Consider the following 24,736-nt stretch of genomic DNA (forward strand, 5'->3'; position numbering starts at 1 on the left):
AAAAGGAGAGAGCCTTATGACACTCGCATTTTTTGAAGAATGTAAAAAATTAACTGAAACATTAGAGAAGTATGAAACAGAAAATATAACGAAAGCAGCCCAAATCGTAGCCGATGGAATTATGAACGGTGGGATTACGCAGGCTTTTGGTAGCGGACATTCCCATGCAGCAGCGCTAGAAATCAGTGGGCGTGCAGGTGGATTGATACCGTCAAAACTGATTTTAGATCCTGCGGGGGGCATGTACGAACAACATGCTGGTGTCGGACGAACGCTCATGCACAAAGTATCCATCCATCCCAATGATGTCTTTTTCCTGATTTCTAATTCTGGGAAAAACCCATGGCAATTGAAATGGCTGAGGAAATCAAAAAGCGTGGAAATAAATTGATCGTGGTCACGGCATTGGCTGCCTCTAAAGCATCCACTTCACGAAATGAAAGTGGAAAGTTATTGTATGAATTTGCGGATGTTGTTTTAGATGACCACTCTGTTTATGGTGATGCGGTATTACCTGTTGATGGATTAGAGACCAAAGTCTGCGGGACTTCGACATATGCGGCTACATTGTTACTCCAACAAACGATGTTAGAAGCCATTGAGCGAATGGTTGCTCAAGGTTTTGAACCGCCAGTTTATTTAAGTGCGAATATCGATGGGGGACACGAACGAAACCTAAAAATCGAAGACCAGTATGCAGAGAGAATTTTCCATATTTAGTTTCATGAACATATCAAATGATTGACTGAGAAAAAGCACATAAAAAAGAACGTTTAAGGTGGGGACAACCCAACGCTTAAACGTTCTTTTCCTATTTAGTCATCTAAACCAATCAAATAATCGTCATCTTGCATTGCTTCCACATGCCCTAAGAGGTAGCCATTTCCCACTTGTGAGAAGAAATCATGGTTGCTGGTACCGGTAGAGATACCGTTCATCACGATTGGATTGACATCATTCGCTGTATCTGGAAAAAGTGGATCCATTCCCAGGTTCATCAATGCTTTATTGGCATTGTAGCGCAAGAATGTTTTTACTTCTTCCGTCCAACCGATTGGATCATACAGTTCCTCGGTATAACGTTCTTCATTTTCGTACAATTCATATAATAAATTATACATCCAGTCTTTTAGCTGTTCTTGTGCTTCTTCTGATAGTTCATTGTAACCTAATTGGAATTTGTAGCCAATGTAAGTCCCATGAACAGATTCATCTCGAATAATCAATTTGATGATTTCTGCTACATTCGCTAACTTATTATTTCCTAAATAATAAAGAGGAGTATAAAAGCCGGAATAAAATAAGAATGTTTCTAAGAACACACTAGCGATTTTCTTTTCTAAAGCTGTGCCATTTTTGTAGATTTCATTGATACGTTCCGCTTTTTTTTGTAAATAAGGATTTGTATTCGTCCATTCAAAGATTTCTTCGATTTCTTTTTTTGTATTCAATGTACTAAAAATGGAAGAATAACTTTTTGCATGGACCGATTCCATAAATTGGATATTGTTCAATACAGCCTCTTCATGCGGCGTACGAACATCCTTACGCAGCTGATCCATTCCGCTTTCTGATTGGACAGTATCGAGTAAAGTCAGTCCACCGAAGACATGGCCAACCGTATCTTTTTCTAACTGTGACAGTGTCCGCCAGTCATCTAAATCATTAGACAAAGGAATACGGGTATCTAACCAAAATTGTTCAGTTAGTTTCTCCCACGTAGATTTATCAATGATATCTTCAATTTCATTCCAGTTTATTGCTTCATAGTAAGTTTCTGACATGAGAAATGCTCCTTTATTTAAATTACCTGTCTGTTCATTTTTTTTGCTTACTTGTTTTAGATGACACAACTTTCACATTGATTGCTGCCGATTTCTTCTGCGTCATCAGTAAACGTCCGAACGTAATAAATTGATTTGATTCCTTTATGGAAAGCGTAGTGACGTAAGATATTCAAATCACGTGTTGTTTGTTTAGTCGTTGTTTTCCATTCATATAGACCTTCTGGGATTTCAGAACGCATAAATAGGGTTAAACTCATTCCTTGATCTACATGTTGTTGAGCAGTTGCGTAAATGTCAATGACTTTTCGCATGTCCATGTCATAAGCTGAAGTATAGTAAGGAATTGTTTCATTTGACAGATAAGGCGCTGGGTAATAGATTTTCCCGATTTTCTTTTCTTGACGCTCTTCGATCATGCGTGTAATCGGATGAATACTTGCACTAGTGTCATTGATATAAGAAATCGAACCATTCGGTGCTACAGCTAGACGATTTTGATGGTATAAACCATCGGTCATGATCGCTTGTTTTAAGTTTTCCCAATCTTCAGCAGTTGGAATAAAGATTCCTTCAAATAAAGCTTTTACTTTATCAGATTTTGGTTGGAATTCTCCAGTAACATATTTATCAAAATAGCTTCCATCTGCATAAGCAGATTTTTCAAAGTTATGGAAGACTTGTTTTCTTTCACGAGCAATCGTATTACTTTCAACTAATGTCCAGTAATTTAAAAGCATAAAGTAAATATTTGTGAAATCTAAGGATTCTTCAGAGCCATACGCCATTTGTTCCTTCGCAAAGAAAGTGTGTAAGCCCATTGCTCCTAGTCCGATCGTATGATTCAATTTGTTTCCATTTTGGATTGGAGGGACAACATCGATATCGGAAGCATCTGTGATGTAAGTCAATGCCCGTGTCATCGTACGCACAGACTGACCAAAATCAGGGCTGTCCATCAAGTTAACGATGTTAGTCGAACCGAGATTACATGAGATGTCCGTTCCTAATACTTCATATTCTTGTTTTCCATTGATAACAGAAGGTGTTTGAACTTGTAGGATTTCCGAACACAAGTTACTCATGATGATCTTTCCGTCAACTGGATTTTCACGATTAGCTGTATCAATATTGATGATATAAGGATAACCGGATTCTTGTTGTAATTTCGAAATTTCATTTTCAAGTTCACGTGCTTTGATTTTTTGTTTCCGAATATTAGGATTCGCTACTAAATGATCATACTCAGCAGTGATGTCGACATAAGAAAATGGCACGCCATATTCTTTTTCCACACTATAAGGACTGAAAAGATACATTTCTTCATTTTTACGAGCTAACTCGTAAAATTTATCAGGAACGATTACACCAAGTGAAAGTGTCTTTACTCGGATCTTTTCATCTGCATTTTCTTTCTTGGCAGAAAGAAAAGCAATGATATCTGGGTGGAAGACGTTCAAATAAACGACACCAGCACCTTGACGTTGACCTAATTGGTTTGAATAGCTAAAACTATCTTCAAATAATTTCATAACAGGGACAACACCACTTGCTGCTCCTTCATAACCTTTGATCGGTGCCCCCGCTTCACGTAGGTTTGAAAGAGTGATCCCAACACCACCACCGATACGTGATAGTTGTAAAGCAGAGTTGATCGAACGACCGATAGAGTTCATATCATCAGTTACTTGTGTCAAGAAACAAGAAACGAGTTCCCCACGACGTTTCCGACCGGCATTCAAGAAAGAAGGGGTAGCAGGTTGGTAACGTTGGTGGATCATTTCATCTGCTAAAGACAACGCTAATTGTTCATCACCATTAGCAAAATAAAGTGCGTTGAAAGCTACTCGATCTTCATAAGATTCAAGATAAGCAGTACCATCATTCGTTTTTAACGCATATTGTGAATAAAATTTGTAGGCAGCCATAAATGATTTAAAGGTAAAGTGTTGTTCTGCTAAAAATTGATAAAGTGATTCAATAAATTCAGCAGAGTACAGTTGGATAAATTCTGACTCTAAATAGTCGTTTTCAATCAAATAATTGATTTTATCCATTGCTGTTGCAAACGTCATCGTGTTTGGTTTGACATTTTCTTCAAAAAAAGCGGTTAGCGCTTCTTTATCTTTATTTAGCGGGATCTGACCATTTACTGGTCGATTGATTTCATTGTTTAATTTAAAGTAACTAACATCTTTTAACTGCTTAAGACTCATAAGTACGCCCAACCTTCATTCCATATTTTGATAGTGAATATTGTTTCGTGCTGTAAAAAAGGATTTGGGGAGTTTACGGCAAAAACAAGTGCCTCAATTCCATCAAATCCAATTCTACGTTCTTTTCCATTTCGATTGACTGGTGACTAACTAGCAAGTTTGCGAAGTTGATCTGGTCGAAACCCGATCACCGTTTGTGCATCTGACGTAATGACAGGAACACTTTGGAATCCTTGAGCTTTTAACCATTCAATTGCATCTGGTTGTTCGTCGATATTAACTTCTTCAAAATCGATTTGGTTGTCAGTTAAAAAGCGTTTGACCATCTTGCATTGCATACAATTATTTTTAGAAAATATTTTGACATTCATGTGTATTGCCTCCTCCACAGCTCTTGTTTATCTATAATGAATAGTATAAAACTATTGGTAAAAAAGTCAAACAACAAACACTACATCTTGTGTTGTGGAAACTGTGGAATACTATGTTTTGTGGTTTTTGAAAAACAGCTGAAAACAAGTAACAGGGGAAAAAATACTTGTTTTAGTACAGTGAAGGTTGTGGAAAAATCCCCGAAAAGATTTTTTTATCTCCTTATTAAATGGTTAAATGAAAGTTCGCTCATAAAATCACAACGTTCGTTGACTTTATCAAGTAACGAGAGTATTCTTATTGAGAATGATTCTCAATGTATGTTGATAAATGAAGTAAATAATAGGGAAAATAAATAGAAAGAACTATCATGATGTTTTTCACAAGAAGGAGATGAAAATCGATTTATGAATTTGAATGCTACTTTATCTTTAGATGCCACTGTCCCTTTAGAAGAAGCGAAGCTAAATCTTGTTTACCAAATTGAAAAATTGCAAACGAGTGAAGCAGTCAAAAAACATTTGCAAAATCTCGGTATAATCGTTGGAAGTAAACTCGTTGTTATCAATCGATCAGGAAGTAATGGAATCGTCCTGCTAAAAAATAATCGGATCGCGATCGATCGAGAGTTGTTTAAACAAATTTTAGTGAAAAAGAACGAACTTTCTAAGGATAACTGGACTTCATTAGATCAACTGACTGTTGGAGAACGAGGAATCGTTGTAGGGATACATGGAAAAGGCGCTGTTAAACGGCGTTTGATGGATATGGGTGTAACGAAAAATGTTCCTTTGACCGTAAGAAAATTAGCACCACTAGGAGACCCGTTAGAAATTACCTTGCGAGGGTATGAGTTAACGCTTCGTAAAGAAGAAGCAATGTTGATCCTTGTGCAAAAAGAGGTGTAAAAAATGAAGGTAGCTTTAGTCGGTAACCCTAATAGTGGAAAGAGTAGTTTATTCAATGCCTTAACTGGTGCTAAACAATACGTAGGGAATTGGCCAGGGGTAACGGTGGAAAAAAAAGAAGGAAAAATGAAGAAGAATCCGATAATCAAGATTCAAGATTTACCTGGAATCTATTCCCTGTCACCTTATACACCTGAAGAAGTAATTGCGAGAGATTATTTGACCAACGAATGTCCTGATCTGATCATCAATATTGTCGATGCCACAAATTTAGAAAGAAATCTTTATCTGACTTCACAATTATTAGATCTAGGAATCCCCATCATTATCGGACTGAATATGATGGATATCATTAAAAAAAATGGCAAAAAAATCAATGTCGAAAAATTAAGTTATGGTTTAGGCATACCTGTGATTCCTATCAGTGTATTGAAAAAAGAAGGATTGGATAAACTCACGAAGAAAATCATTGATGCCTCCAAGCAGCCAAAAGAACAGAAGGTATCCTTACTAACTAATTATGACGATCGACTAGAAGCTGCAATCCATGAAATCGAAGAGATATTAGGAAAAGATCAGCCTTTTCAACGCTGGTCTGCCATCAAATATTTTGAGCGTGATCCACAGTTATGGGAAAAACAAACAATAACGACAAAACAAGAAAAAGAAATTGAGCAGCTGATTCGTCTGACAGAGAGACTATTTGATGAAGATAGCGAAACAATAGTTATTAATGAACGATATGAATGGCTAACGCAACTTACTGAACTTTGTGTCGTGTCTACGGATTCATTTCGCTTGTCCATCAGTGATAAAATCGATCGAATCGTTACTAATCGCTGGTTCGCTTTACCAATTTTTGCTTTTGTCATGTGGCTGATCTATTATTTAGCGATTCAAACAATCGGAACAATGGGAACTGATTGGATCAATGACACGTTATTTGGCAGCTGGTTGCCACAACACGTCGAACAGGTACTGGTCAACTGGCAAGTGGCACAGTGGATGCAACAATTGATCCTCAATGGAATCATAGCAGGGGTAGGCGCAGTGTTGGGCTTTCTACCTCAGCTGATCGTCTTGTTCTTGTGTTTAAGTTTCTTGGAAGATTGTGGCTACATGTCACGGATCGCTTTTGTGATGGATCGTTTATTTCGGAAATTTGGTTTGTCAGGAAAATCGTTTATTCCTATGTTGATTGCTACAGGTTGTGGCGTTCCAGGGGTGATGGCTAGCCGAACCATTGAAAATGAGCAAGATCGGCGCTTGACGATTATGGTCACGACGTTTATGCCATGTTCTGCTAAATTACCAATCATTGCTTTGATTGCAGGAGCTTTTTTCCCCCATACTTCTTGGGTAGCACCCTCTGCTTATTTTCTAGGTATGTCTTCCATCGTTTTATCAGGGATCATGTTGAAGAAGACGAAGTTATTTGCTGGCGATACCGCACCATTTATTATGGAACTACCAGCGTATCATTTTCCACAAGGAACAACGATTTTACGCCAAACCTATGACCGCAGTAAATCATTCGTCAAAAAAGCAGGAACGATCATCTTTGTTTCAAGTATTTTGATTTGGTTTACTTCTTCGTATAACTTTTTTGGTCAACCTGTTACAGAAGATCAAAGTATTCTAGCAAGTGTTGGACGGATTGTGGCTCCTCTTTTCCAACCACTAGGATGGGGGAATTGGCAAGGAACAGTAGCTACGATCACTGGATTAGTGGCCAAAGAAAATGTCATTGGGACTTTTGGTATTTTGTTTGGGCACAAAGAAGTAGCGGAAAATGGTCGAGAGATTTGGCAAGCATTACAAGGTACGTATACTTCCGCTGCTGCTTATTCCTTGTTGTCGTTCAATCTGCTTTGTGCCCCTTGTTTTGCAGCAATCGGTGCGATCCATCGTGAAATGAATTCAAGGAAATGGACACTGATCGCAGTTGGTTATCAATGTGGGTTTGCTTACTTGGTAAGCTTCATGATTTATCAGTTCGCTCATTTATTAGAAGGCGGCTCTATCGTATTTTCGACTTATTTAGCAGGTATGGTCCTGATTGGATTAGGTTACGCTTTATTGAAAAAGCAGCAGAAGAAACAAGAAATTTTGACGTTATCATTAGAAGGTGGAAATTAAATGGCGACTTTTTTATTAAGTGTATTGATCTTTGGCAGTGCTGGTTATATTATATTTTCACGTATCAAATCAGGAAAAACGTGTGATGACTGTAAAAGTGCTTGCCCAGTAAAGAAAATCTAACGGATGTGTGATGATAAAAACAACGAGTGATGATCGAAAAACAGTTCATCGTTCGTTGTTTTTTTGAGTGGTTGATTCTGCTTCTTTTGATTTTTCTCCAAGGAACAGACTTAAAACCTTTTTAAGATTTTTTGCTTATTTTGATTTCCCATAGTAAGATGTAACTGAAAAAGAGAAGGAAGAGGAGAATAAATGGCAGGAAAGAAAAAAATTGTTCGTCCAAGATACCAACAAATCGCAGTTGATCTGGCTGAACGAATCGTGGAAAACCGTTATCAGGTAGGGGAGAAGATCCATGCGAGATCCACTTTAGCAAGTACATATAATGCTTCTCCTGAAACTACAAGAAAAGCAATCAATGTGCTAGTTGATCTAGGGATCATGGAGGTTCGCCATGGCAGTGGGGCATTCGTTGCCTCAAAAGAGAAAGCCAAAGATTTTTTATTGCAATACCAAGATGTTCAATCGATCCAAGAAACAAAAGCTGAAATTATGGCAAGTGTAGAAAAGCAACAAGAAGAATTGGATCATTTTTCACAATTATTAGATCAATTAGTCAGTCAAACGAAACGGATACATAAGATGAATCCTTTATTGCCATTTGAATTAACGTTGACGAAAGAAGCGACCCATCTTGACCGCTCCATCAGCGAGTTGAATATTTGGCAAGCAACAGGAGCGACAGTGATTGCGATTTCCCATAAAGAAGAGTTGCTCGTTTCACCTGGACCGTATGCTAAATTCACAGCGGGTGACACTGTACATTTCATTGGAAACGAATTTACCTTACAAAGAATGACTAATTTCTTCTATCCAGAAAACTAGTCCTTCAATTATTTTTTATCATCAAATTTTAATCTTGAATAAGCCTAACCGCTAGGGCTTTATTCAAGTTTTTTTTATTTTGGAAGCAAACAAAAAAGTCTCCTTTTTGACAAAGTGACTACACGATGTTAGTATAGTGTGGTCACTTTTTTTCAGAAAGTAAAATGAATTTACATAAACATAAAAAAGGAGAAATTTGTTTGGTAAAGGTAGAAGTAAAAAATTTAACAAAAATATTTGGTAAAAAGACACAAGTAGCTTTAGAAATGATGAAGAATCATCAACCGAAGACAGATATATTGAAAAAAACCGGCGCAACGGTCGGTGTTTACGATGCTAGCTTTGATGTTCAAGAAGGCGAAATATTCGTTATCATGGGTCTTTCCGGTAGTGGGAAATCAACCTTGATTCGATTATTGAATCGTTTGATCGAACCAACAGCAGGAAACATCTATATCGATGGAGAAGACATCTCAAAATTGAGTAAAGAAGAACTTCGTGAAGTTCGTCGTCACAAGATCAATATGGTTTTCCAAAACTTTGGGTTATTTCCACATCGTACGATCTTAGAAAATACGGAATATGGTTTAGAAGTTCGAGGAGTTCCGAAAGAAGAACGCCAACAAAAAGCAGAACAAGCACTTGAAAACTCAAGTTTGCTTTCATTTAAAGATCAATATCCAAATCAATTATCTGGTGGGATGCAACAACGTGTGGGGCTAGCTCGAGCATTAGCCAACGATCCAGAGATTTTATTGATGGATGAAGCTTTTTCTGCTCTTGATCCGTTGATTCGCCGTGAAATGCAAGATGAACTACTCGAATTACAATCAAATGTCCAAAAAACAATCATTTTCATCACCCATGATCTAAACGAAGCGTTGCGAATCGGTGACCGTATTGCATTGATGAAAGATGGTGAAATCATGCAAATCGGCACAGGGGAAGAAATCTTAACGAATCCTGCTAACGATTATGTTCGAGAATTTGTGGAGGAAGTGGATCGCTCCAAAGTCTTAACAGCTCAAAATATCATGGTTCCAGCGTTGACTACCAATATTGAATCAGATGGTCCGAATGTTGCATTGACTCGAATGCGCAACGAAGAAGTAAGTATGTTGATGGCAGTCGATAGAAAACGAAACTTAAAAGGAATCATTACAGCTGATCAAGCGCTAGAAGCCAGACGCCAAAAACGGCCGTTAATTGATTTCTTAGATGAAAATGTCACTGTCATTGGGAAAGACATGATTGTCAGTGATATCTTCAATATTATTTATGATTCACCTACGCCACTAGCAGTCGTTGACAACGGTAAACTTAAAGGGGTTGTCATTCGAGGAAGTGTGATTGAAGCATTAGCAGAATCAGGTGAGGTGAATGAACATGAATAATTTATTAAACTATCAATTACCCGTAGCAGATTGGGTTGAAAAATTGACAGAATGGTTTACGACTACGTTTGCAGGATTATTTGCTTTTCTACAAACGATCGGGCAAGCAGTGATGTCTGGGATCACTAATTTATTATTAGTTATTCCAGCACCAGTGTTCATCCTTTTATTAACAGTCGTTGCATTCTTTATCTCTAAGAAACGTCCAGGACTGACCTTGTTTACGTTGATCGGTCTATGGTTTATTTACAATCAAGGGTTATGGTCTGATTTGATGAATACTGTGACACTTGTCTTATTGTCTAGTATGATCTCCATCATTATTGGTGTACCATTAGGAATCTTAATGGCAAAAAGCAGCAAAGCGCAAAGTATCATCAAACCGATCCTTGACTTTATGCAAACTATGCCAGGATTTGTTTACTTGATCCCAGCAGTTGCATTCTTTGGGATTGGGATGGTTCCAGGGGTATTCGCCTCAGTTATCTTTGCGTTACCACCAACTGTTCGTTTCACAAATCTAGGTATTCGCCAAGTACCAAAAGAATTGGTGGAAGCATCTGATTCATTTGGTAGTACCAGTTGGCAAAAACTGTTCAAGTTAGAATTACCATTGGCTAAAAGTACGATCATGGCGGGGATCAACCAAACCACCATGTTGTCACTTTCAATGGTCGTGATTGCTTCAATGATTGGAGCGCCAGGATTAGGTCGTGGCGTCTTGTCAGCATTACAACGTGCACAAGTCGGAAATGGATTTGTTAACGGGGTAGCTTTAGTTATCTTGGCGATCATCATTGACCGTTTTACGCAACATTTGAATCAACCAAATAATAAAAAAGCGACAGGTGCGAACAAACAAAAAAGTAAAAAACGCCAAGGAATCATTATTGGAGCTGTAGTGGTTGTGATTTTAGGTGCCATTGGCTTAGGTAGTTTAGCTAATAACAAAGAAACAAAAAAAATCAATCTTTCATATGTAGAATGGGATACTGAAGTAGCTTCAACGAATGTAGTTGCTGAAGTACTTAAAGGAATGGGCTATGATGTGTCGATCACACCATTAGATAATTCCATCATGTGGGAATCTGTTTCTAAAGGAGAATCAGATGGGATGGTAGCTGCTTGGTTACCAAAAACCCATGGTTCTCAATATGCACAGTACAAAGACCAAATAAATGATCTAGGTGCTAATTTAACTGGTGCTAAAGTTGGCTTAGCTGTTCCAAGCTATATGGATGTCAACTCAATTGAAGAATTAACCAATCAAGCAGGTAAGAAAATCACCGGTATTGAACCTGGTGCCGGAGTCGTCAATGCTGCTGAAAATACAATCAAGCAATATGACAACTTAAAAGATTGGACCGTAGAAACTTCTTCTTCAGGTGCGATGACAGTGGCATTAGGTCAAGCCATCAAAAAGAAAGAACCAATCGTTATTACTGGTTGGACTCCACATTGGATGTTTGCTAAATATGACTTGAAGTATCTTGAAGATCCTAAAAAAGCTATGGGAAGTGCTGAAGAAATCCATACGATCGTCCGCAAAGGATTAAAAGAAGACCAACCAGAAGCATATAAGGTCTTAGATAATTTCCACTGGTCAGAAAAAGATATGGAAAAAGTCATGTTAGAAATCAATAACGGAAAAGATCCACAACAAGCAGCGCAAGACTGGATCAAAGAAAATCAAAAAACAGTCGATAGCTGGAAAGAATAATGTTTAGGTAACTGATCACGAAAAGTTCGATCAAACTCTAGTAAATCATAATGAAGCGTTCTGAAAATAGTCTTTACTATTTTTGGAACGCTTCATTTTTTGTACCAATATATTAGAAGTTTTTGTGCAAGACAGCTAGTATTGAGGTGTTCGTTCAATTTTTTGTAAATATTTGAATAATGTTATGATGCTTCAACACTTCAAAACAAACCGAAGTATCTGAGAAGCATTTTGCTCATTGTATTTTTCAGTACATGTTTGTTTTTGGTTATATATGGTTTTCGTCTACATTTCGTCGACTTAACTCAGGCATCTTCGCTGTCAGTTGACTCCTTGCAAAATCTAAATCATTAAGCCAGTCTTTAATCTGTTCTTTTGCTAGGATTAAGGGCATGCGATCATGAACGGGAAGCACTGATTGACTTGGTTGAGTGGTCAAAATGATTGATTCGGTTTCAAATCCAGCTTCATTTTTATGGATTCGATAAAAACCACCGACATAAAGGACGGACGTTTGACTGTCAGTGAACATTACTTTGTGTTTATCAGAATCCCATTCATAAAAACCCGACATTGGGAAAACACAACGAGTCTCTTTGAAAGGGTGAGAGAATGTCTTTTTTTCTTCCACAGTTTCTGCTCGAGCATTGATCATTAGCTGTCCTTTTTTAAAACCGGTAAAGCCCCAACGAGTGATACCTGGCACAACAACGGATTCTTGATTAAGACCTAATGTTACTACATGGTTCGATGGAAAAATTTCATTTTTTCCAATGTGGATTTGCCGACTTTCCGCCTGTGGCTTTACTTGTTCATAATATTTTTTCAGCTCATCGGATGCTAAATCAAAAAAATAACGTCCACACATAATTTTTTCCTCCAATTACTAGTTGATAAAACGATCCAATAGTTAGTTAATGGTTGGCAAAAGGCTGTCTCATCAACTAAATAGGATCCCAAGGTGTACGAACTTCTTTGGTAATACGTCAAAAGGGCTAGACTTACTTTGTTTCATTGAAACTTTAATTAGATTGTAACGATAAATGCTTTATTAGTAAAGTGAACGCTATCATTTAGTTGCGATGAAGAGATCTGTTAGAGGAAGCAATGTGGTTTAATTAATTGACGGTTTGGCGGAGTTCATTCATTCGTAGTTTTCCCCCGGACAATACTAAGTGATCAATCAAAAAAATATATCCGAAAAACAAAAAATGTCATCACGTACACTCTTTTCGAAACTACCGAAGTAGCCAAGAATGTACTGATGACGTGGGTTTGGCACCCAATGGGCCGTGAGGGGCTCGAACCCGCGACCCGCTGATTAAGAGTCAGCTGCTCTACCAACTGAGCTAACGGCCCAATAAATTTATGAAATATTTACTGAATATTACTTAATAATAGTAGCACTGTAGATTTTAAAATGCAAGACTAGCTTAAAAAAAATCATAAAAAACTTTACGTCTTTATAGAAATTCATTCATAGTTTATTCACAAATGCTCAGTATGATATAACCATACCAACCAACAAAAGTTCTTGCAAAAGAACGAACCCTAACACTTTTTCATTTTTACTCCTTCCCGCCATTTTTAATGGCGGGTCTCCTATTTTAGTAGGTAAAACCATGCAAATGATCCACTTCCTCAAATCCTGCTGCGATCCCTTTTTGTTCCAAAAGCGTTTCATTATTTTTTTGTAACGTTACATAGATTTCTGTACTGGCTTTTTCACGAATCACTCGATTCATCAATCCTTTGTGAGGCGCCATTAATAGATGTCCGTCTTTTTGCAGGACTGCCAGTGTTAATTTAAGCTGTTGTTGTTTGATCGTGATAACTAAATAGTCTTTTTCTTGGACGATCGATAAAATTTTAGCTCCGTAGTAAGTAGCAAAGCGATATTCTTCGCTCTGGATCTGCAAAACTGTGATGATTCCCAAAAAACGTCCACCAAGAAATGGAATTTCTGCTGCAGAAAAGAAAAAACGTGCATCGGACGTCTCAAATTGATTACACTGGGCCCATACATAAGTTGCAGGAAAAGAAGAGCCCCAATCTTTTTCTATATAACCAATCCCCTGATCAAAATCAATGGGTTGATCATTCCAGACTAATTCTCCCTGTAGTGAATGTTTCATGCTTAATATCCCATGGTAACATTCCATAAAAGCGAAATAAGAAAAAGGGCCCATGATACTAGGAGCATAGTAGGTCCGATGGATAGGTGTAAAATCGCCATAATCAATCGTTCCATGAATCGACAGATTGCCATTGGTTAACGAAAGAGAAATACCCTTTTCACTAAAGATATTTTCACCAATTTTTATGAATAAATGTTCTTTTTCGATAAAGAGTTGCGCACTATCAAAATAAAAAATCTCGGAATGTTCATGACTGATTACTTGTATAAAGGGAGACTTTTCGCCATTTTCCGCAATCGAATAGCCAGGAATGAAAGCATAAACGTTATTTCCGATTTGATGTTTAAAATACCATCCTTCAAAAAAAGGGTGGGTTTTGTTTTCTCCTTGAAAAAATTTATCTGTTGGAATCATCTTTATTTCCCTCCATTCACTCTTATTCAGTGTACCATGCCGAATGGACTGAAGGTTTCAAATAAGCTTAGAAGTAAGCAAGTTACTATCCGTAGGTCTTAAGGAATCAGAAAAGTAAGAAAAAATAGCAAACAAAGAACCAAGATATCTATTTAAGGAGGGAAAGATTGTTTTATTTTAGGTATTCGCAAGTAAAATTGTTTTATTTTCTCGAGAAATTTATTATAATTGAATTACCTAGTTAAAAAAACTAGATTGGATGTTTTTAATAACTCTAATAAGATGTTTGTGAAAACAACAAAGGAGAACAAGCAATGGAAAAAATGCGACAACAATTAATTGAATGGGGAAAAGAACTGGAAAATTATCATTTACCTCAGTGGGATGAACTTCCTGATTTAGAACTTTATATGGATCAGGTCAGAACGTTAGTTGATCGCTATCTTTCTCCTGTTATCCGAGGTGAGAAACATCCATTGTTGACCTCTTCAATGGTAAATAACTATGTGAAATTAGGGCTAGTTCCAGCGCCCATCAAAAAACGATACAACAAAGAGCATGTTGCATTTTTAATTGCAATTACATCATTGAAGCAAGTTCTAACGATTCCGGAAATTAAAGAAGGAATCCTCTTTCAAGGGAAAACGGTTGGTATCCGTGAAGCCTACAATCTATTTTGTCACGAACAAGAAAAAGCCATCAAAATGGTTAGCCAATTGGCTCAAGGAGAAGTCTATCCACAGATATTGGAGCAAGAGATACCCGTAGAATATATCGCAGTTCGATCGGCGACCTTGTCATTTGCGATGAAATTGTTGGCAGAAAAAACGATTAGTCTAGAAACTGAGTATTTAATTGAGGAGAAAAAAAATGAAAAATAAAGTGGCGATTTTAGTAGACTCTGGGACAGACGTTCCACAAGAGCTAATTGAAAAATATCAAATGTATGTGATTCCATTAAAGATTATTTATAAAGATCGAGTATATACTGATAAAGTTGATATTACTCCGGAAGAAATCTATCAAAGATTACCTCAAGAGATTCCAGGAACATCTTTACCTGATGGCGAAACAATTACCAAAATTTTTGAACAGATCAAACAGGACGGCTATGAAAAAATCTTAGCAGTAACAATCTCAAGTGGATTAAGTGGTACGTATAACATCGTTCGGTTGATTGCCCAACAACAAGAAGAATTGGAAGCGTATGTACTAGATACTAAGAACATTGGGATCGGAGCAGGCTTTTCAGCAATTCAAGCAGCTAAATGGTTAGAAGAAGGAATGGAATGGTCATTATTGATTGAAAGACTCAATGAATTAGTCAAACAGACCAAAGTATTCTTTAACGTGGCAACCCTTGAATATTTACAAAAAGGGGGAAGGATTGGGTTAGTTGCTTCTATATTAGGAACGGCTTTAAAATTAAATCCAATCATTTCTTGTAATGATGAAGGCATTTACTATACAGTGGGCAAAGCAAGAGGTCGTAAAAAAAGTCTAGATCGAACTGTTTCCTATGTGAAAGAACGAGTTGGAACAGCTAAAGTCTTTAACTTAGCCGTTGCGCATGGAGACGCCAAAGAAGAAGCAACTGAGATGATGGCTAGATTGAAAGAAGAATTTCCACAAGCGCAACAAATCTATTTTGGTCAAATATCCCCTGCACTTGTTGTTCATACAGGTCCTGGTTTGTTAGGCGTCGGGGTTCAAGTATTAGAAAAGTAATCAGAAAAATAGCTATTCAACAAAGTCAAACAGCTTAAAATAGCAAAGAAGAGGTTGAAATAAAAGTGTTTAGCATCGAGAAATAAGAAGGGATTTTCGGAAATTGAAAAGAAGTATAAATACTAGTGTTGCTGTTAATTGTTATCTACTTGGCACTTCCCAAATTATTGGTTAATTTCGGCTTATTTCCGAAGATGCTGCTTTTGTCTCACCGTTTATTCGTTTTTAGAGATACTAGAAGAGACTGAGGCAAGTTTTGCCTTAGTCTCTTTTTGATCGTTTTTGATCGTTTAGCTAAGAATTACTCTGAGCGATAGGAAAGATAAAAATCAACATCTTACAACTTAAACAAAAAAAGATAAATATTATATAGCTTAAGTAGCGATGTATTTGGCAGCGTAAAATGTTATAATACGAACTATTAATAAAAAGAGGTGGTATAAATGAAAAAAGTAGGATTTGTAATGGTTATTTCAGCTTTTCTTCTTGTTGGTTGTGGCACAAAAGGAAATAAAGCAGAAGAATCAAAGGCTGCTTCATCCAGTGAAACTCAAACAATGACTAACTCTTCAAGTTCAGCCAAACAAGCATCATCACAAACCCAATCTACTACGACTAACTCCCAGTCTGTCGCGAAAAATACGAATACTACGCAAAATGAAACAACGAGCGCATCAACGACAATCAGCAGCACCACCGAAACAATGGTCACTCCCAATCCGCTAAGTGGCTATACAAACGACCAAATTGAATATGCCCGTGTCTGGTTAGCGGTTATGGGTACACATTACAAAACCGATTTAGCCAGTGGGAATTTTAAACTTCATGTGTCACATTCAGCTGCTGGAGCAGCAGTCAATCCTTATGATAGCACGAGTTTGACTTTTCCAACTGAAACGGTCACTCTTTCAGGAGAATATGGTTATCAAAGTTTAGTTGTTTATTCAAGCAATCATAACGGTACGATCACTTGTTATCCTGTTCCGAGTCATTTTCAAGGTGATCCAAGAGATCAAGCAGCAGTGAAAAAGCAGGAACAAGAAATCCTTGATCAAGCAACGATTGTTTCGATCCCGACTGGCAATCCTGAAGATGTCAAAGAATTAATTACGGTACAAGTTGTAGATAACTGATGAATACCGTCGTTTTCTATAAAAAATAAAATAGCCCTATCAATCAGTAAAACGAATCGAAAAATTGCTATTTTTTGATTCGTTTATTTTTTGTCACCAAAAACAAATAAAGGATAAACAAAATGAGGATTCAAGTGAGAAGTGTATGTTTTCTGTAAGGCTTTTTTTACAAAGATGAAACATCTTGGAAAATACGTTATAATGGGAGAGTATGACAATAATAAAAAAGAGGTGGCTCTTTAATGAAAAAGATTTTAGTTGTCGATGACGAAAAGCCGATTTCGGATATCGTCAAATTCAATTTAGCCAAGGAAGGCTATGATGTTTATACTGCATATGACGGGGAAGAAGCCTTAGAAAAAGTCACTGAGGTGGAACCTGATTTGATCTTGCTAGATTTGATGTTACCAAAAATGGATGGCTTAGAAGTCGCGCGTGAAGTACGGAAAACCTACGACATGCCGATCATTATGGTGACTGCAAAAGATTCTGAAATCGATAAGGTATTAGGACTGGAATTAGGTGCTGATGATTACGTGACGAAGCCTTTTTCTAATCGTGAACTAGTGGCTCGAGTGAAAGCCAATCTTCGTCGTGGCGCAACTGCTACCAAAGAAGTAGAAGAAATTGCCCCTTCTGAACTCGTGATTGGTGACCTGACGATTCATCCGGATGCTTATATGGTAACGAAACGAGGCGAAACAATTGAATTAACGCATCGTGAATTTGAATTGCTTTTTTACTTAGCAAAACACATCGGACAAGTGATGACACGAGAGCATTTGCTGCAAACCGTGTGGGGCTATGATTACTTTGGTGATGTGCGAACTGTAGATGTAACCGTGAGACGTCTACGCGAAAAAATTGAAGATAATCCAAGTCATCCTAATTATTTAGTGACACGGCGAGGTGTTGGTTACTATTTACGTAACCAGGAACAGGAGTAATTGATGAAAGGAAAAGTGCGATTTTTTCGATCAGTCAATTTCAAAATTGCGATCACGTTTATTTTGATCTTATTGATTTCGATTGAGATTATTGGTGCCTACTTTATCCGAGGGTTAGAGCGTTCAACAATCAATACATTTATCAAAGATATGAATCAAACAGTTGAATCTTTAGCGACCACGATCAGTCCCGAATTAAATCGTAAAGACAACGCAGACATTGAAGAAGTCAATGCCAATATCAAACGATTCATTGAAAACAATGCCTCGAGTGACATTTTAGAGATTCGAGTTATTGATGAAAAAGGGATTATACGTGGGACAACGGATGTTAGTGATCAAAGCTCAATCGGTAAGAAAAACGATTATGTAGATATCAATGATTTCACAACAAAAAGGTATGTCGCATTAGATAGTGACGATAAGCGAGTGAATATCAATATTCAACCGATCCTGTCCCCGACCGGCGATGCCGTTATCGGGGCTCTTTACGTCAAAAGTAATATTGAGCAAAAATATTCTGAAATCAATAATACTGCGATTATATTCTTCACAGCTTCGTTGATCGCAGCCCTGATCTCCATGGTCGTATCAGTCTTAGTCGCACGGTCGATCACTCAGCCAATTGGCGAGATGCGAGAGCAAGCGATTAGGATTGCTCGGGGAGATTATAGTCGTAAAGTTAAAGTCCATGGACAAGATGAATTAGGGCAACTGGCGGATACATTCAACCAGCTGGCTGAAAGAATCGAAGAAGCTCAAGACACGATGGAAGCGGAAAGGAATCGGTTAGATAGCGTCCTGTCACATATGACAGATGGTGTCATTGCGACCGATCGAAGAGGTAAAGTCATTACGATCAACGATATGGCTGTTTCTTTATTGGATGTCAAAAATGAAGATGCAATCGGTCAGTCGATTTTGACTTTGTTAGATATTGAAGAAGAATATACATTACGTAAACTGCTAGAAGACCCAAATGAAATGGTACTTGATCGTTCAACTGGATTAATGGAAAGCGACCAAATGATTTTACGAGTAGATTTCTCCATGATCCGCAGAGAATCAGGTTTTATTAGTGGATTGGTAGCCGTATTGCATGATGTAACAGAACAAGAAAAAACAGAAAGAGAACGTCGTGAATTTGTCTCGAACGTGTCTCATGAACTTCGCACACCGTTGACAAGTATGCGTAGTTATATTGAAGCTTTAAGTGAGGGAGCTTGGAAAGATGAAGAAGTTGCTCCTAATTTCCTAAAAGTAACGTTAGATGAAACAGATCGAATGATCCGCATGATCAATGACCTGTTGAATCTTTCGCGAATGGATACAGGAAATACACAATTACAGTTAGAGTACGTCAATTTTAATGAATTAGTCAATTTTGTTCTTGACCGCTTTGATATGATGGTGGGTAACCAAGAAAAGAACTATACGATTAAACGGGAATTTACCCAAAGAGATCTTTGGGTAGAGATTGATACCGATAAAGTAATCCAAGTGATTGATAATATTATGAATAATGCGATCAAATATTCTCCAGACGGTGGAATGATCACATGTCGTTTGTTGGAAACACACAATAATGTGATTTTAAGTATTACTGACCAAGGACTTGGGATTCCTAAAAAAGATTTGAATCGGGTATTTGAACGATTTTACCGCGTGGATAAAGCGCGTGCGAGAGCCCAAGGTGGAACGGGGTTAGGATTGGCTATCTCTAGAGAAGTAGTCAAAGCCCACCGTGGCGCAATCTGGGCAGAGAGTAAAGAAGGAAAAGGATCAACCTTCTATATCTCGTTGCCATATGAACCATATGAGGAGGAATGGTGGGAATGAAAATTTCTGAAAAAGTTATTCGAATAGGATTACTCCTAATGATTGCTTTAAGTATCTACCTCTCATATGCCATTTGGCTAAGTCCAGCAGGTAAAACCTCGGTTAATTTTGACGAATCCAATTCACAGATGATCGATTCACAAAACTACCGAAAAGCATCTGAAGTTTTTCTTCCATTACATGTGACTTGGTTGCATTCAGGACAAATAAAGGAAACAAATAGTGAAAATCTTGTTTCTCGCCTCCAAACAGTCATCGAGGGCGCTCGATTTGGCAGAGTAACAGAAATCGTCAATGGCGATAAAGAGAAATTTGACAAGTTAAAAACTATTCAAGAAGGCATTGAGCTTACTTATAATGCGCCGCTGCTACTTAGTGAGTATAAAGAAGCCTTTCATCTAAGTTTGGATTTTTCAGCGCTTCCTAATCGGACAGATTCTATTTACTTTATGCGTATCCAGTTTGATAAAAATGAGAACAAAGTGCGATTCCTTGATTTTGAGACGGATTCCATTTACGAATCGAATCTTTCAGTTGATTGGAAAGAGTTGGAAAAAGAATTAAAGGCAACCGATAGTACGTGGACAGAGATGGAAAAAACGCCTTCGATTGTTGAGACACAATATGAAACGAAAGATAAAATCAAATTAAAAAAATATAGTTATATCCTGTCACAACAACCATATACTTTGTTTAGAAATGCCTTTTTCCAAAAACCAGATGAGGTCAAAACAAATAATGAGAGCAATGAACTGCTTTTTTATGATGGAAATGAGACGATGAGGATCCAATCAGAAACACAAATCGTTGATTTTCGGGGAGAAATCGGACAAGACAACGTCACAGCGAATATTTTCTCACAAAGTTTTCCATATATTAGTAAATTAGGCAATTCATTAGGAAATATGCGTTATTTTGATCGAGAGAACAATCAGATCGATTATCGAATATTTGTAGAAGGATTTCCTGTATTTGGTTCAGACAGTAAAGGGAAAGTTGAGATTGAAATTGGAGCGGATCAAGTAGATTCACAAGTGAAGATCCAAACCAGCTTGAATACGATCCAAGTACCGATTCCATCTGATGAAGAAGTTGAATTGCCACAAACAGAAAAAGTCATCCAGAGTCTTTTGGATAAAGGGGCAGACAAAGAAAAAATCGAGTCGTTGATTGTTGGCTACACGTGGCAAAATATCAAGGAAACGAATCGAGTCGTCGATTTATTACCTGAGTGGTATGTAAAATACCAAGGTCAATGGTACGCTGTCAATGATTTGCTTGGACGATTACCTGAAACGGAGGCGAATTAAATGGATTTCAAAAAAATTGAATGGATTTTTTTCGTTGCTTTTTTAGGGTTAAATGTTTTTTTATTTAGAAGTTATCAAGAAACGATCAGTCAAGAAAATAATGTGATCCGATCAGGACAAACCGAATCCATTCAACAACGACTTTCTAGTGATGACATTTCTTATACTGGTAAAATCTCTTCAGAAAGTAGACAAGGGTATTATTTAAGTGCGGAGGAAACGGACCTTAGTAAGGAACTGGACAGTCAACGTCATGGGACAAGTAAAAAAGGACTGTTGAGTAGTGGGATTGTTTTCAATGACAATGTTTTAACAAAAACTTTATCTGAGACAGAATCAGAAAATAGTATTTTTGATCCTGATAAAATGGGAAGTTCAGTGAATAGCTTTTTAAACAAAAAAAACAATGTACTCTTTGGTAGCGATTATGTTTATATGAAGAATTTTTCTGATCTAGACAGTGCAACGCCGGAAGTACAAGCGAGTCAGAAATATGATGGTCTACCTTTTTATGATGACACAGCTAAAATTGTGTTTTCACTGAATAAACAAGATAAAAGTTATGCTGTCACGAAGTACACGCAGACACATTTATCCGATATTGAACAATTACGGGAAAAAACAGAATTACACACAGAAGAAGATGCAATCAAAACATTGTATGTAAATAATAAGATTTCTCGAGGTTCAAAAATCCTTTGGAGGCAGCTTGCTTACTCTTGTATTTTGAAAGTGCGAGAAAAGAATGTGTATGTTCCAGTCTGGTATGTGGCGATAGAAACACCTGATAAATCGATCCAAGTAGAGTCGGTCAATGCATTTAGTAATACGATTGTAACAAATAATACGATTCCAAAGGTGGAAGATCATTAAAAAAGTAGTATAATGAAAAAAGTTTACAAAGTAAGAAGGGAAGTAGTCAAATGGCTGAAGAAAAACCAGCTTTTAAAATCAGTATCCTAGCCAGTGGAAGCTCTGGAAATTCACTTTATATCGAAAGTGATAAAAAAAGGCTCTTGGTAGATGCTGGTCTCAGCGGGAAAAAAATTACTTCTTTGTTGGCTCAAATTGATCGGACACCTGACCAATTAGACGGGATTTTAGTCACTCACGAACATCGAGATCATATTCATGGGGTAGGGGTACTTGCAAGGAAATATCATTTAGATGTGTTTGCCAATGAAAAAACATGGGAAGCAATGTCTCCATTAATTGGGAATGTTCCTATTGAACAAAAGCATTTGTTTGAAATGGGGAAGGTGCAAACATTTGGGGATCTAGATATTGAAAGCTTTGGCGTTTCTCACGATGCTGCAGCTCCGCAATTTTATCGTTTCCATAAAGAAAACCGTTCATTTGTGATGTTAACTGATACAGGTTATTGCAGTGATCATATGCGAGGAATCATCAAAAATGCAGATGGCTATTTGATGGAAAGTAACCATGATTTAGAGATGTTGCGGATGGGACCTTATCCTTGGAATTTAAAGCAACGGATCTTAGGTGATCGGGGGCACTTATCCAATGAAGATGGCGCCTTAGTCATGACAGATGTTATTGGTGATCGTACCAAACGTATCTACCTTGGTCACTTGAGTAAAGAAAATAATCTAAAAGAACTAGCTCACTTGACGATGGAGAATGTCCTAAAAGAAAAAGATCTAGGTGTCGGTTATGAATTTGATATTTATGATACCGATCCCTCAGAAGCAACGGAGTTATTTTCGATTTAGCCGTAGTCAACTATATAACCCAAAAAACGCTCAAACAACTTGTTTTGAGTGTTTTTTTTGTTCATTTAAAGCAGAGAGGATTTTTGTCTCATTCAGTTACGTTTTATTAACAACGGGGTGTACTTTCAATAAGCCTATAATAGTTTAAATTTTAGATAAGATATATTGTTCATTGGTTATCGATAGTGATTTTTTATTATATTTAATTAAATATAAATGTTTGTTTAATAGAGTCGTGCTTATGAAAAATAGTTATTTTATTATTTTAGGGTTGTTATTGTTGGCGGGATGTTCAAACTCAGGAGTTGATCGTACCTCTTCCAGCACGGATCAGACTTCCACGCAGATCACCAAGACTTCTACAGAAAATTCACAAAATAGTACCACCAAGGAAAAAGAGAATCAACCTATTAGTAATGTAGAATCGACGGGAAATAATCCTGCAGAGGATTCAAATGTGCAAGAAATAAAGGATTCTTCAACTACTACTGAAACGATTGCTAATGAAAGCGAGAAAACAGATGAATACTATCGTTTAATCAAGCAGGCGTGGCAAGAACAATCTGAATATATCAACTCGTTAACAGATCCTAAGGTGAAACAATCTGTTCAAACACCGTCTGCTGCCGCAAACGTCAAAGCTAGCCAATTGGAATTGGACAATCCAGCAGATACTCAGTTGATCCAAACTAGTTTAAAACAAGTGCTGAATGGTCAATAATAAATAAGGAAAAATAGTTGTGATTAACAGGATCCTTTCCGAAAAAATTAGCCGAAGGAGGTTGAGACAAGTTTTGTCCCAGTCCCTTCGGCATTTTTTGACAAATGCTGAAACAGCTATTCAAAGATCAAGTATAGTTAGACCGTAAATGAAAAATATAATAGAGAAGACTAGGCAAGAGGGACATTGCTCAAAACAGACAGATACAAAGTGAAACTAGCTTCCTATTATTATTGTATTAGTGAAAAGGATGAAAATTTTTATTACGCCTAATAGGTGTATCAATTACTTTTACATAATCAAAAAGTTGAAACCAGCTAAAAATTTTTAGAAAAATGATTAGAACATATCAAATGTTTCGCTGTTTTGCACTCTCCATGCGAGATACCGATAACACTCAAAGTTGGAAACATAATCAGATGTGATCCACATTGACGATAGACATACCATTGAAATGCTTTGCTATTTTTCAAAGTAGATGAATAGGGAAAGAAAAACATAGTGATTAGGCAATATATTTCCAGAATGATTCTTTGATTCGTTGACATTTTTTTCTGGTTTTTGCATCGTAAGTCTTACTGATTCCTAAAAGGAGACAAATTTCTTTACAAGAATAACCGTGATAAAGCAGTTCAATGAAGGTACCTCTAAAAAAGTCCTGTTTTTTAAAATTTTCTATTAGAAGTTTTTCCTCGATCGAACGTTCTGCACTTTTAACTGTGCAATTTTTAGAATGATGTAGCGATTCGATGTTTTCCCATCTTGTCACGTCATAAGTAATCCCATCTTTATTGAAGACCTTGCTTCCGGATTTTTTATATTGTTTCCAAGTCTTCTTTTCAGCAATATAAATCCTTCGCAACGTAACATTTTTAAACGTGGAGCCTGAGATACTCTTGAAATCTTCAATGCCTTCCCAAATTGCTAAACAAAGGTTACTGTAGAAGTCTTCAAAAGGAATAAATACTCCGTTAGATTGTGCTTTAAATACAAAACGATGCGCACAAGATTTTATATAAGGGTCTAAATCTAAAATGATTAAATCTAAGATATCTTTATCATTCGTCAGATAATATTTCTTCAATAAGTCATCAATCATTTGCCAGATATTCATTTCGCAACACACTACCTTTATTTTTTGAAAGATACGTCCCTAAAAATGTTATTTTGTGACATATAAAATAACTTTTTTTGTAAAAGTTAAATAAATGATAGTCTGATAGATATATAATAAAAACAGCGGTTTTTTAATAAAAAATTTTATTTTTGTTTTATTCTTTATAAAATCGTGA

23 protein-coding genes and 1 tRNA gene are annotated in these 24,736 nt (G+C 37.0%); 17 read left to right on the top strand and 7 right to left on the bottom strand.

Annotated elements, in window-relative coordinates:
• Positions 1-16: 16 nt before the first annotated feature.
• On the top strand, positions 17-391 hold the full coding sequence (locus AB3I42_RS00325) for an SIS domain-containing protein (protein ID WP_228012198.1): 375 nt from the start codon (positions 17-19) through the stop codon (positions 389-391).
• Positions 343-720 carry a sugar isomerase domain-containing protein gene (locus tag AB3I42_RS00330; protein ID WP_368022187.1) on the top strand — a complete coding sequence of 126 codons (378 nt, stop codon included), beginning with the start codon at positions 343-345 and terminating at the stop codon, positions 718-720. Before AB3I42_RS00325 ends, AB3I42_RS00330 begins: the two co-directional genes overlap by 49 nt.
• Before the next feature lie 95 nt (positions 721-815).
• On the opposite strand, the gene nrdF is transcribed toward AB3I42_RS00330, so the two are convergent.
• The 3 genes from nrdF to nrdH all read right to left on the bottom strand — a co-directional run bounded on the left by nrdF (position 816) and on the right by nrdH (position 4,371).
• Positions 816-1,784: a class 1b ribonucleoside-diphosphate reductase subunit beta gene (gene nrdF / locus AB3I42_RS00335; protein WP_010738448.1), complete on the bottom strand. Its 969-nt coding sequence runs from the start codon at positions 1,782-1,784 to the stop codon at positions 816-818.
• A gap of 56 nt (positions 1,785-1,840) precedes the next feature.
• Complete coding sequence (nrdE, locus tag AB3I42_RS00340) at positions 1,841-4,000, bottom strand: class 1b ribonucleoside-diphosphate reductase subunit alpha (RefSeq protein ID WP_010720067.1); 2,160 nt, start codon at positions 3,998-4,000, stop codon at positions 1,841-1,843.
• A gap of 146 nt (positions 4,001-4,146) precedes the next feature.
• Positions 4,147-4,371: a glutaredoxin-like protein NrdH gene (nrdH, locus tag AB3I42_RS00345; RefSeq protein ID WP_010738447.1), complete on the bottom strand. Its 225-nt coding sequence runs from the start codon at positions 4,369-4,371 to the stop codon at positions 4,147-4,149.
• A gap of 408 nt (positions 4,372-4,779) precedes the next feature.
• On the opposite strand from nrdH, the gene AB3I42_RS00350 reads away from it, so the two are divergent.
• The 6 genes from AB3I42_RS00350 to AB3I42_RS00375 all read left to right on the top strand — a co-directional run bounded on the left by AB3I42_RS00350 (position 4,780) and on the right by AB3I42_RS00375 (position 11,481).
• Positions 4,780-5,280 (top strand): ferrous iron transport protein A, encoded by a 501-nt coding sequence (locus AB3I42_RS00350; RefSeq protein ID WP_010720065.1) that lies wholly within the window; start codon positions 4,780-4,782, stop codon positions 5,278-5,280.
• Positions 5,281-5,283: 3 nt separating this feature from the next.
• Positions 5,284-7,419 (top strand): ferrous iron transport protein B, encoded by a 2,136-nt coding sequence (gene feoB, locus AB3I42_RS00355; RefSeq protein ID WP_034866187.1) that lies wholly within the window; start codon positions 5,284-5,286, stop codon positions 7,417-7,419.
• A complete protein-coding gene (locus AB3I42_RS00360) occupies positions 7,420-7,542 on the top strand; it encodes a hypothetical protein (protein WP_010738445.1) in 123 nt (40 codons plus the stop codon).
• 192 nt (positions 7,543-7,734) lie between these two features.
• The gene (locus tag AB3I42_RS00365; protein ID WP_010720062.1) at positions 7,735-8,367 is read left to right on the top strand and encodes a GntR family transcriptional regulator; all 633 of its coding nucleotides are present in this window, start codon (positions 7,735-7,737) and stop codon (positions 8,365-8,367) included.
• 200 nt (positions 8,368-8,567) lie between these two features.
• Complete coding sequence (locus tag AB3I42_RS00370) at positions 8,568-9,761, top strand: glycine betaine/L-proline ABC transporter ATP-binding protein (RefSeq protein WP_010720061.1); 1,194 nt, start codon at positions 8,568-8,570, stop codon at positions 9,759-9,761.
• On the top strand, positions 9,754-11,481 hold the full coding sequence (locus AB3I42_RS00375; protein WP_010720060.1) for an ABC transporter permease/substrate binding protein: 1,728 nt from the start codon (positions 9,754-9,756) through the stop codon (positions 11,479-11,481). Before AB3I42_RS00370 ends, AB3I42_RS00375 begins: the two co-directional genes overlap by 8 nt.
• A gap of 268 nt (positions 11,482-11,749) precedes the next feature.
• On the opposite strand, the gene AB3I42_RS00380 is transcribed toward AB3I42_RS00375, so the two are convergent.
• From AB3I42_RS00380 to AB3I42_RS00390, 3 genes are all read right to left on the bottom strand, one after another.
• Positions 11,750-12,349, bottom strand: a complete 600-nt coding sequence (locus tag AB3I42_RS00380; RefSeq protein WP_010738444.1) for an SOS response-associated peptidase — start codon at positions 12,347-12,349, stop codon at positions 11,750-11,752.
• 418 nt (positions 12,350-12,767) lie between these two features.
• A tRNA-Lys gene (locus tag AB3I42_RS00385) sits at positions 12,768-12,840 on the bottom strand.
• Positions 12,841-13,088: 248 nt separating this feature from the next.
• On the bottom strand, positions 13,089-14,033 hold the full coding sequence (locus tag AB3I42_RS00390) for a tocopherol cyclase family protein (RefSeq protein ID WP_181914644.1): 945 nt from the start codon (positions 14,031-14,033) through the stop codon (positions 13,089-13,091).
• Positions 14,034-14,347: 314 nt separating this feature from the next.
• Here AB3I42_RS00390 and AB3I42_RS00395 point away from each other — a divergent pair, with 314 nt between their 5' ends.
• From AB3I42_RS00395 to AB3I42_RS00435, 9 genes are all read left to right on the top strand, one after another.
• Positions 14,348-14,914: a DUF1836 domain-containing protein gene (locus AB3I42_RS00395; RefSeq protein WP_010720056.1), complete on the top strand. Its 567-nt coding sequence runs from the start codon at positions 14,348-14,350 to the stop codon at positions 14,912-14,914.
• Positions 14,904-15,761 carry a DegV family protein gene (locus tag AB3I42_RS00400; protein WP_010738442.1) on the top strand — a complete coding sequence of 286 codons (858 nt, stop codon included), beginning with the start codon at positions 14,904-14,906 and terminating at the stop codon, positions 15,759-15,761. Before AB3I42_RS00395 ends, AB3I42_RS00400 begins: the two co-directional genes overlap by 11 nt.
• A gap of 443 nt (positions 15,762-16,204) precedes the next feature.
• Positions 16,205-16,894: a hypothetical protein gene (locus tag AB3I42_RS00405; RefSeq protein WP_010738441.1), complete on the top strand. Its 690-nt coding sequence runs from the start codon at positions 16,205-16,207 to the stop codon at positions 16,892-16,894.
• Positions 16,895-17,136: 242 nt separating this feature from the next.
• On the top strand, positions 17,137-17,841 hold the full coding sequence (gene yycF, locus AB3I42_RS00410; protein ID WP_010720053.1) for a response regulator YycF: 705 nt from the start codon (positions 17,137-17,139) through the stop codon (positions 17,839-17,841).
• A gap of 3 nt (positions 17,842-17,844) precedes the next feature.
• On the top strand, positions 17,845-19,680 hold the full coding sequence (gene walK, locus AB3I42_RS00415; protein WP_010738440.1) for a cell wall metabolism sensor histidine kinase WalK: 1,836 nt from the start codon (positions 17,845-17,847) through the stop codon (positions 19,678-19,680).
• Positions 19,677-20,990, top strand: a complete 1,314-nt coding sequence (locus AB3I42_RS00420; RefSeq protein ID WP_368022188.1) for a YycH family regulatory protein — start codon at positions 19,677-19,679, stop codon at positions 20,988-20,990. Before walK ends, AB3I42_RS00420 begins: the two co-directional genes overlap by 4 nt.
• Positions 20,991-21,863 carry a two-component system regulatory protein YycI gene (locus AB3I42_RS00425; protein ID WP_010720050.1) on the top strand — a complete coding sequence of 291 codons (873 nt, stop codon included), beginning with the start codon at positions 20,991-20,993 and terminating at the stop codon, positions 21,861-21,863.
• A gap of 50 nt (positions 21,864-21,913) precedes the next feature.
• Positions 21,914-22,723: an MBL fold metallo-hydrolase gene (locus AB3I42_RS00430; RefSeq protein WP_010720049.1), complete on the top strand. Its 810-nt coding sequence runs from the start codon at positions 21,914-21,916 to the stop codon at positions 22,721-22,723.
• 241 nt (positions 22,724-22,964) lie between these two features.
• Entirely contained in the window at positions 22,965-23,444 is a 480-nt protein-coding gene (locus AB3I42_RS00435) for a hypothetical protein (protein ID WP_306690221.1), read from the top strand.
• 505 nt (positions 23,445-23,949) lie between these two features.
• On the opposite strand, the gene bacL2 is transcribed toward AB3I42_RS00435, so the two are convergent.
• The gene (gene bacL2, locus AB3I42_RS00440; RefSeq protein ID WP_034866194.1) at positions 23,950-24,558 is read right to left on the bottom strand and encodes a BacL2 family protein; all 609 of its coding nucleotides are present in this window, start codon (positions 24,556-24,558) and stop codon (positions 23,950-23,952) included.
• Between the last annotated feature and the right edge of the window lie 178 nt (positions 24,559-24,736).

The sequence above is a fragment of the Enterococcus sp. C53 genome (genome assembly GCF_040887425.1).
In the GTDB taxonomy this organism is placed as follows: domain Bacteria; phylum Bacillota; class Bacilli; order Lactobacillales; family Enterococcaceae; genus Enterococcus_B; species Enterococcus_B hirae.

Coding starts and splice junctions, on each gene's coding strand:
- AB3I42_RS00420 (WP_368022188.1), top strand. CDS start 19,677: ATGAAAATTTCTGAAAAAGTTATTCGAATAGGATTACTCCTAATGATT.
- AB3I42_RS00350 (WP_010720065.1), top strand. CDS start 4,780: ATGAATTTGAATGCTACTTTATCTTTAGATGCCACTGTCCCTTTAGAA.
- AB3I42_RS00325 (WP_228012198.1), top strand. CDS start 17: ATGACACTCGCATTTTTTGAAGAATGTAAAAAATTAACTGAAACATTA.
- walK (WP_010738440.1), top strand. CDS start 17,845: ATGAAAGGAAAAGTGCGATTTTTTCGATCAGTCAATTTCAAAATTGCG.
- AB3I42_RS00435 (WP_306690221.1), top strand. CDS start 22,965: ATGAAAAATAGTTATTTTATTATTTTAGGGTTGTTATTGTTGGCGGGA.
- nrdH (WP_010738447.1), bottom strand. CDS start 4,371: ATGAATGTCAAAATATTTTCTAAAAATAATTGTATGCAATGCAAGATG.
- yycF (WP_010720053.1), top strand. CDS start 17,137: ATGAAAAAGATTTTAGTTGTCGATGACGAAAAGCCGATTTCGGATATC.
- AB3I42_RS00430 (WP_010720049.1), top strand. CDS start 21,914: ATGGCTGAAGAAAAACCAGCTTTTAAAATCAGTATCCTAGCCAGTGGA.
- AB3I42_RS00375 (WP_010720060.1), top strand. CDS start 9,754: ATGAATAATTTATTAAACTATCAATTACCCGTAGCAGATTGGGTTGAA.
- AB3I42_RS00405 (WP_010738441.1), top strand. CDS start 16,205: ATGAAAAAAGTAGGATTTGTAATGGTTATTTCAGCTTTTCTTCTTGTT.
- bacL2 (WP_034866194.1), bottom strand. CDS start 24,558: ATGAATATCTGGCAAATGATTGATGACTTATTGAAGAAATATTATCTG.
- nrdF (WP_010738448.1), bottom strand. CDS start 1,784: ATGTCAGAAACTTACTATGAAGCAATAAACTGGAATGAAATTGAAGAT.
- AB3I42_RS00425 (WP_010720050.1), top strand. CDS start 20,991: ATGGATTTCAAAAAAATTGAATGGATTTTTTTCGTTGCTTTTTTAGGG.
- AB3I42_RS00365 (WP_010720062.1), top strand. CDS start 7,735: ATGGCAGGAAAGAAAAAAATTGTTCGTCCAAGATACCAACAAATCGCA.
- AB3I42_RS00330 (WP_368022187.1), top strand. CDS start 343: ATGGCAATTGAAATGGCTGAGGAAATCAAAAAGCGTGGAAATAAATTG.
- AB3I42_RS00400 (WP_010738442.1), top strand. CDS start 14,904: ATGAAAAATAAAGTGGCGATTTTAGTAGACTCTGGGACAGACGTTCCA.
- AB3I42_RS00360 (WP_010738445.1), top strand. CDS start 7,420: ATGGCGACTTTTTTATTAAGTGTATTGATCTTTGGCAGTGCTGGTTAT.
- AB3I42_RS00380 (WP_010738444.1), bottom strand. CDS start 12,349: ATGTGTGGACGTTATTTTTTTGATTTAGCATCCGATGAGCTGAAAAAA.
- nrdE (WP_010720067.1), bottom strand. CDS start 4,000: ATGAGTCTTAAGCAGTTAAAAGATGTTAGTTACTTTAAATTAAACAAT.
- feoB (WP_034866187.1), top strand. CDS start 5,284: ATGAAGGTAGCTTTAGTCGGTAACCCTAATAGTGGAAAGAGTAGTTTA.
- AB3I42_RS00390 (WP_181914644.1), bottom strand. CDS start 14,033: ATGATTCCAACAGATAAATTTTTTCAAGGAGAAAACAAAACCCACCCT.
- AB3I42_RS00395 (WP_010720056.1), top strand. CDS start 14,348: ATGGAAAAAATGCGACAACAATTAATTGAATGGGGAAAAGAACTGGAA.